At 52.0% G+C, this 11,063-nt stretch carries 8 protein-coding genes, 1 pseudogene and 1 riboswitch; of the genes and pseudogenes, 2 read left to right on the top strand and 7 right to left on the bottom strand.

The window, feature by feature from the left end; all coding sequences use genetic code 11:
* Positions 1–474 precede the first annotated feature (474 nt).
* A complete protein-coding gene (locus ABD76_RS19265) occupies positions 475–1,815 on the bottom strand; it encodes an alanine/glycine:cation symporter family protein (RefSeq protein WP_197258784.1) in 1,341 nt (446 codons plus the stop codon).
* A gap of 149 nt (positions 1,816–1,964) precedes the next feature.
* Positions 1,965–2,063, bottom strand: a riboswitch (glycine riboswitch).
* Positions 2,064–2,353: 290 nt separating this feature from the next.
* Between ABD76_RS19265 and ABD76_RS19260 the strand changes: the two genes are divergently transcribed.
* Both ABD76_RS19260 and ABD76_RS30455 read left to right on the top strand, forming a co-directional pair.
* Complete coding sequence (locus tag ABD76_RS19260; RefSeq protein WP_197258783.1) at positions 2,354–3,832, top strand: aldehyde dehydrogenase family protein; 1,479 nt, start codon at positions 2,354–2,356, stop codon at positions 3,830–3,832.
* Between the two features lie 10 nt (positions 3,833–3,842).
* A pseudogene (locus ABD76_RS30455) lies at positions 3,843–3,953 on the top strand (carbohydrate-binding protein); the annotation flags it as partial.
* A gap of 156 nt (positions 3,954–4,109) precedes the next feature.
* On the opposite strand, the gene ABD76_RS19255 reads toward ABD76_RS30455, so the two are convergent.
* The 6 genes from ABD76_RS19255 to ABD76_RS19230 all read right to left on the bottom strand — a co-directional run bounded on the left by ABD76_RS19255 (position 4,110) and on the right by ABD76_RS19230 (position 10,507).
* Entirely contained in the window at positions 4,110–5,084 is a 975-nt protein-coding gene (locus ABD76_RS19255; RefSeq protein ID WP_197258782.1) for an NAD(P)H-dependent flavin oxidoreductase, read from the bottom strand.
* 199 nt (positions 5,085–5,283) lie between these two features.
* Complete coding sequence (locus ABD76_RS19250) at positions 5,284–5,577, bottom strand: Fic/DOC family protein (protein ID WP_197258781.1); 294 nt, start codon at positions 5,575–5,577, stop codon at positions 5,284–5,286.
* 119 nt (positions 5,578–5,696) lie between these two features.
* Complete coding sequence (locus ABD76_RS19245) at positions 5,697–5,867, bottom strand: antitoxin VbhA family protein (RefSeq protein ID WP_197258780.1); 171 nt, start codon at positions 5,865–5,867, stop codon at positions 5,697–5,699.
* Between the two features lie 555 nt (positions 5,868–6,422).
* Positions 6,423–7,442, bottom strand: a complete 1,020-nt coding sequence (locus tag ABD76_RS19240) for an MFS transporter (RefSeq protein ID WP_338125152.1) — start codon at positions 7,440–7,442, stop codon at positions 6,423–6,425.
* Positions 7,443–7,485: 43 nt separating this feature from the next.
* On the bottom strand, positions 7,486–8,946 hold the full coding sequence (locus ABD76_RS19235) for an Msr family ABC-F type ribosomal protection protein (RefSeq protein WP_197258779.1): 1,461 nt from the start codon (positions 8,944–8,946) through the stop codon (positions 7,486–7,488).
* Positions 8,947–9,451: 505 nt separating this feature from the next.
* The gene (locus tag ABD76_RS19230) at positions 9,452–10,507 is read right to left on the bottom strand and encodes an Atu2307/SP_0267 family LLM class monooxygenase (protein ID WP_197258778.1); all 1,056 of its coding nucleotides are present in this window, start codon (positions 10,505–10,507) and stop codon (positions 9,452–9,454) included.
* Positions 10,508–11,063: the final 556 nt, after the last annotated feature.

The raw sequence follows: 11,063 nt of genomic DNA, 5'->3' as shown, positions 1-11,063 counted from the left end.
ATGCCAGACAAACGAAGCTCCGCTTCGGAAGACATAGTCCATGGTTTCAGACATTCCAGCGCATTTACGGGACCTTGTCGGGATAATAGATTGCGAACCTATGTTTCCGTTCAAGCTTTGCACAAGGGAAGCTTTGTTTCGTGATGTCTTTTTCAAGTGAATCGAGTCATCACCTCTGCTTTCTGCGCCTATCGTTACAACTGATAGTGATGGTTCTCTTATTCGTAACCCTTTCACGGATTCAGGTATGAACTAACCGCTCGATGCAACACTAGTGCAGTTTTGCAGGATTTTCTCGGAATTTCGCCTCTTTGGTCTCAAAATGCTGCGCCTGTGCAGCAATTTCATGTGGACCAGCTTGCCTTAACCTTCTCCTGGCTTCCCCCGCCCCGCCCTCAATAGATCAAAAAAAGCCGAACAATAAGTTCGGCCACCAATCTTGCTATTTCCCGGCATTGCCTGCGCTTGCGCTCCTCACTGCTTCATATGCCGCAAATAAAGACGGGTCTCTGCCACGACCACGCCGGACAACCCCAACAGAGCGACCAGATTCGGCAGCGCCATCAGCCCGTTCACGATATCCGAGAGCAGATAGATCGCCTGCAGCTTGATGAACGCGCCGGCCGCGACCATGAGGATGAACACGATGCGGTAAGGCAAGATCGCCCGCACGCCGAATAAATAGACAATGCAGCGCTCGCCGTAATAATTCCACCCCAGAATCGTCGTAAAAGCAAATAAAATAAGACATAACATGAGAACGATGGAACCGAACGGCATCGCGGCATCGAAGGCCGCCTGCGTCATCGCCGCGCCTTCCGCCGCCCCGTTCCAAGTGCCGGTCACAATGAGCGTCAGCCCGGTCAGCGTACAGACAATAATCGTATCAATGAACGTTCCGGTCATCGATACAAGGCCCTGTTCCGCGGGCCATTTCACCTTGGCCGCCGCCGCTGCGATCGGAGCGCTTCCGAGCCCGGATTCATTCGAAAACACCCCTCTTGCGATGCCGCTGCGAATCGCCAGCATGACGGTCGCCCCGAGGAAGCCGCCCCCGGCCGCCGCCGGGTTGAATGCGCTATGGAGCACTAGCGACAGCGCGGATGGAATCTTGTCCGCGAAAGCCGCAAGAACGATGAAGCACGCCACAATATAAATGATAGCCATCGCGGGCACGACTTTGGTGGTCACCCTGGCGATACTCTTGAGACCGCCTATCGTCACCAGAGCAATCGCGAGGGTCACCACTCCCGCGGTTACCGCCACGGGAATCCCCAGGCTGGACTCGCTGGAAGATACAATAGCGTTCACCTGCGGAAGAGTCCCGATGCCTAACAAGGCCACCAATACCCCGCTCACCGCGAAATAAATCGCGAGCGGCTTGAACTTCGCGCCCAGGCCTTGTTCGATATAATACATCGGGCCGCCCGACACTTGACCGTTCTCGTCGATTTTCCGGAATTTGACGGCCAGCAAGCCTTCCGCATATTTCGTCGCCATGCCAAAAAACGCGGCCAGCCACATCCAAAACAGCGCGCCCGGCCCGCCCATCTGAATCGCGGTGGCGACCCCGACGATATTTCCCGTTCCGATCGTGGCCGCCAAGGCGGTAGCCAGCGCGCCGAAGCTCGTGACATCGCCTTTGCCTTCATTTTTCGCCGTAAAGATGAGCTTGAGCGCCAGCGGCAGACGAAGCACCTGCAGCAACCCGAGCCGAATCGTCAAGAAGATCCCCGTTCCTACCAATAATATGAGGAGCGGCGGACCCCATACGAATTCGTCCACCCGATCCAGCCATACTTCCAACTCATGCATTACAATTCCCCTTTTCATCTTAAAATCAATGTCTGACGACATTAAAAAAGAGTCAAATCAATAGATTTGACTCCGGGGACAATTTTGCAGAACATCAAAAAGAACGATATGTGAATGCAATCACGATACCAACATAAAGATGCCTGACATCTGCAATCCCTGTCCTTTTACCTGAGAGTTTTAACGCGCGTCCTGCCACGTATTGCCCCTTCGGTGCTCCGCGATGGAGTCTCTCCAGAGTCCTGTCCGCATACGGTCCTGCTTCATCCTATTCGTTCGCGAACGATAACAAGCGCCTGAGAGCTTCGCCCCTTCGGCCAGGCTTGATCCTGTCTCCCGCATACTTCATCCAGTTATCATGTTGTTCATCCATTATATTGAACCATCCCGGATTCCGCAAGGATTTTGTCTATGGGAAAAAGAACCACCCCGCATTCTCCCACTCACAGCGGGCATGATTTGTCCACCTGGAGAATACACATCTTGTGAGGGCCTGCAACCATTGTCAATGAATATTCTCACGAAGGAGTGATTATGCTTGTCAACGTTCCAAATCAGTCCGAAGGTTGAAGCATTTTTGCAAGGGACGAAAAAGCTGTTCATCAATGGCGAATGGGTCGAATCCGTCCAGAACAACGTCTTCTCGTCTATCAATCCGGCCACGGGGCAAGTGCTCGCGGTCGTAGCGGAAGCTCGGGAGGAAGATGTGGATCGCGCGGTCAAGGCGGCGCGCCAGGCTTTCGATCATGGCAAATGGTCCACCATGAGCGCCGCGGATCGCAGCCGTCTCATCTATAAGCTGGCCGATCTTATCGAAGCGAACAAGCAAGAGCTGGCCGAGCTGGAGACGCTTGATAACGGCAAACCGCTGCGGGAAACGAAGGCGGCCGATCTTCCGCTCACGATCGAGCATTTCCGTTATTATGCCGGATGGGCCACCAAAATCGTCGGACAAACCATTCCTACGGCAGGCAACTTCCTAACCTATACGAGACATGAACCGGTCGGGGTCGTCGGCCAGATCATCCCGTGGAACTTCCCGCTGCTGATGGCGGCCTGGAAGCTCGGCGCCGCCCTTGCCACCGGCTGCACCGTCGTCCTGAAGCCGGCGGAGCAGACGCCGCTGTCCGCCCTCTACCTGGCTCAGCTCACCCAGGAAGCAGGGTTCCCGCCTGGCGTCATCAACGTGATTCCGGGCTTCGGCGAGACCGCGGGCGCGCCGCTTGTCCGGCACCCGCAAGTCGACAAGATCGCTTTTACCGGCTCGACGGTGGTCGGGAAATCGATCATGCGCGAAGCCGCGGACACGGTCAAAAAAGTAACGCTTGAACTCGGCGGCAAATCGCCGAACATCATTCTCCCGGATGCCGATCTGTCCCGGGCGGTGCCCGGCGCGCTGCGGGGCATCACCTTCAACCAGGGGCAGGTGTGCTCGGCAGGCTCGCGGCTCTACGTGCAGAAGAAATTGTATGACAATGTCGTCGCCGACCTGGCATCGGAGGCCAAGCGGATCCGGGTAGGCAGCGGCCTCGATCCGGATACGGAGATGGGCCCGCTCGTGTCGTCCGAGCAGCATGACATCGTGAAGCGCTATATCGAGGCGGGGAAAGCGGCTGGCGCGGAGCTCGTTACGGGCGGCAAAGTGCCTGCCGAACAGGGTTATTTCGTCGAGCCGACGATCTTCGCGCATGTCGATCCGAAGATGACGATCGCCCGCGAAGAGATCTTCGGGCCGGTGGTGGCTGCGATGCCGTATGATACGCTCGACGACTTGATTGAGCAGGCCAACCAATCCGATTACGGCCTGGCTGCGGGTGTCTGGACGCAAAATCTGAAGCAAGCCCATTATCTGGCGAATAAACTGCAAGCCGGCACCGTCTGGGTGAACTGCTATAACGTCTTCGATGCGGCCGCTCCGTTCGGCGGCTACAAGCAATCGGGCCTGGGGCGAGAGATGGGTTCCTATGCGCTTGACAACTATACCGAAGTGAAGACCGTCTGGGTAAGCCTGAAATAGGACTGCCGCGGCCGGCGCGCTTGTCACGTACAACGGCAGTACGTATGAAGCGCGGGGCGCGGATACATCGCAAGCCGGCGTGGAGCCGCCGAATGTTCCTGCCCTGTGGCTGTTGAAGTAGGGCGCCAATAGGATGACGAGGTCTATGGCGGCATGACCAGGGAGGAGTTTCAAGAGCTGTACCTCCAATGAGCCGGATGCCCGGAACGACAGAAAAGGGGCTGAGCGCCCCTTTTCGCTTGTACGGCTGTATAGCAGTGATCGTCTGGCCAGTGTATCATCCCTTGCGGCCCGGGACGAGAGAAGCATACGTTTGCTCGTACTCCTTCTGCAGCTCGGCGACCACGTCGGCAATCGGCGCCGTCCGTGTGATCGCTCCCACACCCTGCCCGGCCGACCAAATATCTTTCCAGGCTTTGGCTTCACTCACTTCCGCAAAAGAGAAGTCCATCGTCTCCTTCTTCCGCAGTTGGTTCGGATCAAGCCCTGCCTTGCGTATGCTCGGAACGAGATAATTGCCGTGAACCCCGCTGAACGCATCCGTATAAATCAAATCTTCGGCATTCGATTCCATAAGCATGCTTCGATACGCCTCGCTTGCAAAGCTCTCGGCCGCAGCGATAAAGCGCGTCCCCATATAGACCATATCGGCGCCGAGCACCTCCATCGCGACGATATCCCGCCCGCGGGAAATACAGCCCGCGACAATCGTAATCCCATTCCAGAACTCTTGCACCGCGCTCAGAAAAGCAAGCGGGTTCAACGTTCCCGCATGCCCGCCGGCCCCGTTGCACACGAGAATCAAGCCGTCGATCCCCGTAGCGGCCGCTTTTCTCGCATGAGTCAGATGGATGACATCAGAAAACACAAGCCCGCCATAGGCATGCACGATATCGACGACCGCTTGCGGATTCCCCAGCGAAGTAATGACAATCGGCGGCTGGTACTTCTTGATCAGCTCAAGATCCGCTTCGTAGCGCTTGTTCGTCCGGTGTACGATCAGATTGACGGCCCATGGAGCCACTGGCTCCGCTTTCTCCTCCTGCCCAGCGGCGGCCAGCTCTCGCGTAATCCGTTCCATCCATTCATCCAAAATTTCCGTCGTCCGGGCATTCAGCAGCGGGAACGATCCGATAATGCCGGCTTTGCAGCCTTCAATGACCATATCCGGGCTTGATACCAGAAACATCGGAGCGGCAATCACAGGCACTGCGAGCCGCTCTTTTATCCGTGCGAATTGCTGTTGCGACATGCTCCTCATCCCTTCAACGATTATTGTGAGTCCCCCTAATCTAGTAATTCATTCTGTCGATTAATTACAGGTTACCAATAATGACCAGTTATTTCAATCATACGATTCTGACGTTCACGTTATCCCTTGTTCTTGAAGCCGCCCCGCCGCTCGGAATTATCGCCTGATAAAAAAACGCCGGGCTTCACAACTCGAGGATTCATGGCCGGAACGGGTGAAGTGCGTTAATGTCGGCCATATAGTCCGCAGCCCGGGCACTAAATTGCTCTGCCTTCATGCCAACAAGGAAATGTTCATTCTTCAACCGATTGAACATTTCCTCCGCTTGGCCGAGGATATGGATCGTGCGCGCGAAAAGAGTCCCTGGCTTTGCAATGTCCACTTCACGAATTTTGCCGGCAAACGGATAGACATCTTGGAAAATATGTTTATGGATCTTCTGTAGATGCGCCATATCCAACTTGCCGTTTACCGGCTTTTGCTGCAGCTGCATAAGGCGTTCCGTCGTGACAATATTTTTCTTATTTCACAAGCTTGTCCCATTCACGGATTCCTTGGCTGTTTTTCAGCACCTTCGTCCCGGGGTAACAATACTTCGAATCCACCGATCCCTTATTCATTCAACGCGATTTCAAGGGCTTTTTTTTGGAATTCTTCCCGAGAAATCTCCCCCCTTGCTTTCTTTCGGATCAACTCTTTCATTTCTTCGGTGAGGTACTGTCCCTCAATGTTTAACGTCGCTTCTGCTTCTCTTAGCGCACTCTCCATTTTTTCTTCATTCATGCCGTGACAGCTCCCTTGTTATTTACATTATCCTGAATTTCGAAAGTGACTTTCTCTGAAAATACGAAAAAGGGCTCAAATCTTTGGTAGAATGGTGTTTACCAAGAACACTACACCCAAAGAAAGGAGCACCTTTAAGGTAAAGTCTACCACATCCATTAGCAAAATAAAATCAGAATTTTCGTTGCAAAACACAACCAGCGTCGGTGGAATAAAGATCAACTAGCTTCATCTATGTAATCGGTTCATCCGAAGGTTGTTCTCTTTGAAAACAGGAGGCAGCCCAGGACCCAAAATAAGGTCTTAGACTGCCTCTGTTCGATTGCACTAAAGCCGGGTACCGGTGAGAAAACGATCTTTTTGATTACTGACCAAGACTTTGCTGTTCTTTATCTGTGCTATAAAGAAATAGATATATCCCGATCAAAGCCATGACAATCCCGGACCAGAAGAACCACACTTGAATCCCGAAACGATCAACGACCGATCCCGCCAACGCCAGTCCAATCGGGGAGGCCAACAGCCCAATGCTTGTGACAAAGGAGAGAACGCGTCCTAATTTGGTTCATATGACTTCTGAATCATTGCCATATACGGACCATTGAACAAAGGCGCAGCTGCTCCCATAATGAAAGACAAGACGGCAAACGCAAGGAATGCTTCCCTTCCGATTACCCCGGTCAGGACGCAGGCAAGCCCAATTGCGCCCAGACTAAGGCTCATATACGTGGAATCCCTCCATTTAGATGCAAGAACCGATAACAATGCGCCGCCAAGGATCATGCCAATGCTGAACACCGCCTCAATCACGCTGGCGCTATACCCCCCGCGATTAAAGTGCGACAACGTGACCAAGGGAAAAAGCATGGCAAGAGGCATAAATACGATGCTAAAGAGAGCCATGGCGACCGTAACCGTGACAACCGACTTCACAGAAAGGAACGCTTTCCAGCCGAGAATAAATTCCTTTCGAAACGAAGGCGCTTGAACGGCCTCCGGCTTCGGTTGATGAATCTTGACCAGCAGCAGCATCAGGTTGGCGATTAGCGCGCCCCCCACATCCAAGAGCAGTACCGCTCCCAATGAACTTGCCGAGTAAATTGCGATTCCGAGCGCCGGTCCGAGTACATTGGATGCGGAGAACACCAACTGATGCCAGCCGGCTACCCTCGTGAGTTGTTCCTCTGGCGCAATCAGCGGAATCGCGGCCTGGAATGACGGAGCATGGAAGGCTGTGGCTGCCGACCGAATGAACAGAATCGCATATACGACCCACAAACTCGGTTCGCCCCATAAGAACCAAACGCCCAGAACCAAACTGGAAGCCGCAATGACGCTGTCCGCAACCATCATCGTAACCTTGCGATTCCATCGATCAAGCCAGACACCGACGAACGGCCCCAGTAACGCTTGCGGCATGAAGCCGGCGAATCCTGCGATCATCAACACGGCAGCCGATTCGGTTGTAGCGGTCAAATGCCAGATGATGGAGAACTGAATCATAGCAGACGTTAAAATTGAAAAGATTTGTCCGCTGAAGATCAATACGAATGTCTTTTTCCATTGACTATGCACAAGTGATTTTCTCCTTTATTCTGCTCATCGCCTTATTTTCTCATCACTTTATTCGAACAAGCCGGCCGTCCTTTACTTCGTACACCTGATCGGCAACGCTCTCAATCAGACGCGCATCGTGCGATATAAATACGATGGTGCCCAGGTAATTTCGCATCATGGTCTCCAGTGCTTCCACGGCGGGTATATCCAGAAAATTGCTCGGTTCGTCCATAAGCAGGATATTGTAGCGCCCAAGCAACAATTTGGCTAGCTGGAGCTTGATGATTTCTCCACCGCTTAGTACAGCTAGTTCTTTGCGAACATCCTGAGGTGTGAACCCCATGGACGCGAGTACCGCTCGAATATCCGAAATCGAGTATTCGCAATTTTCCTGCATAAAGGCCATGACGGTCTGATTCCGTTCAAACTTATAGCCGGTTTGGACAAAGCTGCCGATTACCGCTTTGGGAGATACCGTAATTCCGTTCTCGCGTTCTCTGATCATGTTGAACAACGTCGTTTTTCCGGCTCCGTTGGCGCCGGTGATCGCGATCTTGCTCCCCAGCGGAAACTGGAAGGACATATTGTCGAAAATCACCTTGTCTCCGAACAGTTTGCGTATATCTTTGCCCACAATCGGAAATGGATTATGCAATTCCAGCGCTTTGCTCTGCCGAAATTGCACGTTTCGCAGGGCTTCGGGCGGGCCAACCTCGCCAAGCGCTTCGATTCTCCGTTCCATATTTTTGGAAGCACTATAGAGCTTCTTCTGCTTGCTGCCCTGGGATTTCTGATGACCGAGACGGCCGCTGCTATTCGTGCTTTTTTTACTGTTCGCTCCTTTTGTCCTTTGTTCCAGCTTCCGGGCCTGGCTCTTCTTCTCCTCGATCGCCTGCTCCAGCCGCTCCCGTTCCGCCACATATTGTTTATATTGGGCAGCCTGGCTTTGTCGTTCCTCTTCCTTTTGCGCCAAATAATCGGTATATCCGCCCCAATACTCGGTAATCCTTCCGTCTTTCAGCTCCCAGATCTTATCGACGACCTGATCCAGGAAATAGCGATCATGACTGATGATGAGCAAAGCTCCCGTGTAATGCTTGAGCCGGTTAACGAGAAAATCGATGCCATCCCGATCCAGATGGCAGGTTGGCTCGTCGGCAAAAATGCCGTGCGCCTCTTCCGACAGCGCCTGCGCAATCTTTAGCCGCGTCTCTTCGCCGCCGCTCATGGTCTCGGCTTGCACCCGGTCGACGCCCAATTTGCCCATGATGGCGTAATCCTGCACATCCTGAATGATAGCCTCCTCCAACTGGGGAATATAGGCGAACATCCCTTCCCTCTTTATCTTGCCTTGCTGTAAAGGGATTTTGCCCAGCAGCGCTTTGAGCAATGTGCTCTTTCCAGCTCCGTTCGCGCCAACGAGACCAATTCGATCGTAATCGTACAACTCCAGCCGGTCGATATCGAGCACATCGCGCCCCAAATATTCAACGTACATATTTTCTGCTTTGATCAATAACATGGATCGTCCTCCTTCGAAAATCGCAGTCTCTATTTTCTTCATTCGCAGGCTTATCTGCGACTTTTCGAAAGGAACTTTATATAAAAAAGTACCAGTTTATTCTTCTCATCGTCATATTTTTGGGCTCTCCTTCGGTCGAATTAGGTTATCATTTCTTTTGAAAATAAAAAACAGCTTCAAGTCCACACATGCGGGCTTGAAGCTGCTTCATTCAGCATCAGAACATAGCGAAATAAGGCATAGCAAAAACACCATTCGGATCGCGCTCAATGTTCACAAATGCAAAAATAAGCAACTCAAAAAAGCCCACAAAAGTGGAGAAATCTGCTTTTTGAGTACTTATTTTAAGCGCATAGAGTGAACCACATGGATTGCAACCCTCCTGATATTAGTCGAATGTATCTTAACATTGGCGGATGCAGTTGTCAATTCGCATTGTAACAACGTTCAGAATCGAAAAACAGACGCTGCCTTCTCACACGGGCAGCGTCTCTTCGAATTCAGCTCAACAATGTTGTTGCTCCCAATCGGCTACCTCTTCTCTGACACGAGGCGCTACTTCCGTTCCGAATAACCGTATCGCCTCCATCACCTCTTCATGAGGCATTGTGCCGTGCGGCATATGCAGCATGAATCTGATGACGCCAACATGCTTGCGAAGATTTATAATTTTTTGGGCTACCGTTTCCGGGTCGCCGACATAGAGGGCGCCTTCCATGCTGCAGGCCGCGTCGTAGTCCGCTCTCGTGTACGGTGGCGCTCCTTTTTCAACAGCTCTCACGTTAGTTCTTGCAAAGGTAGACGGGAAGAACATCTCGATTGCTTCTTTTTGATTCTTCGCCACAAAACCGTGGGAATGAGAAGCGATCGTCAGACGGCTTACATCATGGCCCGCCTCAGCCGCCGCTTTTTTGTACAGTTCAGCCTGAGATGCATAATCAAGCGGCTTCACTCCTCCGATGATCGCCAGTACGAACGGAAGCCCCATTTTTCCTGCCCGGATCGCGGATTCCGGACTTCCCGCACTTCCGATCCACACCGGCAAAGGATTCTGCACCGGCCGCGGATATATGCCCAGATTATGAATCGCAGGGCGATGTTTTCCGCTCCAGCTTACCTTCTCCGACTTCTGAATCTGCAGCAGCAGCTCCAGCTTCTCATCGAACAGCTCTTCATAATCGTTCAGATCGCAACCGAACAACGGGAATGATTCGAGAAAGGAACCTCGACCGACCATAATCTCCGCGCGCCCGTTGGACAGGCCATCCAATGTTGCAAAATCTTGAAATACACGTACAGGATCGGCAGATGACAGGATCGTTACTGCGCTGGTCAGCCGAATTCTTGTCGTCATCGCGGCCGCCGCTGCTAATACGACTGCAGGAGAGGATGCCGCAAAATCAGGACGATGATGCTCACCTATCCCATACACATCCAGCCCTACCTGATCCGCAAGTAAAATTTCCTCCACCACTTCACGCAGCCGCTGCGCGTGACTCATCGTAATTCCTGTGTTGACATCAGGCGTTGTCTCGACAAACGTGCTTATACCTAGTTCCACTATCCATTTCCTCTTTTCCATAAATGTTCATGTTCATAATTACGCACATAGCAGACGGTATATTAATTTATCACTTATTTTATAGGTTGTTATTGTCATTTTTAATTATTTTCACTGTCTAAAAGAAATCAAGTTCCATCATTCACGGAACCCTGTACTGCAACGGCTCTATATTCATGAAGAAGCGCGGCATCGTCGAGTTTTATTAAGACATTCCAGGTAACTCACAATTTGGTGCACTAGCGTTGCATCGAGCGGTTAGTTCATAATCTAATTTCAATTAACATCAATATATGATATATATTTACATCTGCAATGTCCGCGCTAAGTCTAAAAAAGTCGAGCTGGAAATAGACCCTGCGCGTTATCCATTATATGTAAAAGTATTTTTCGTTTGTCATTACCTCACAATCAGTTTCGGTTTCATCGACTTCGTTGCCTTTTTCGGACGTCTCCCATTTCGCTTTGGTCGTCCCCTAGATGTTCGGGTCGGCTTGCGGTTGAGTGCAGCGATCAAATTTTCCCATGGTTTTTCCGCATAGATGCGAATCAACTG

This window comes from Paenibacillus dendritiformis (genome assembly GCF_015845845.1).
Taxonomy (GTDB): Bacteria; Bacillota; Bacilli; order Paenibacillales; family Paenibacillaceae; genus Paenibacillus_B; species Paenibacillus_B dendritiformis_C.
Note: the sequence above shows the minus strand (reverse complement) of the source record. Positions and strands in the feature narration are given on the sequence as shown.

Bases quoted from the DNA above. Each gene is read 5' to 3' on its own strand.
- ABD76_RS19235 (WP_197258779.1), bottom strand. From the start codon at position 8,946: ATGTTATTGATCAAAGCAGAAAATATGTACGTTGAATATTTGGGGCGC.
- ABD76_RS19245 (WP_197258780.1), bottom strand. From the start codon at position 5,867: ATGAATGAAGAAAAAATGGAGAGTGCGCTAAGAGAAGCAGAAGCGACG.
- ABD76_RS19255 (WP_197258782.1), bottom strand. From the start codon at position 5,084: ATGTCGCAACAGCAATTCGCACGGATAAAAGAGCGGCTCGCAGTGCCT.
- ABD76_RS19265 (WP_197258784.1), bottom strand. From the start codon at position 1,815: ATGCATGAGTTGGAAGTATGGCTGGATCGGGTGGACGAATTCGTATGG.
- ABD76_RS19250 (WP_197258781.1), bottom strand. From the start codon at position 5,577: ATGCAGCTGCAGCAAAAGCCGGTAAACGGCAAGTTGGATATGGCGCAT.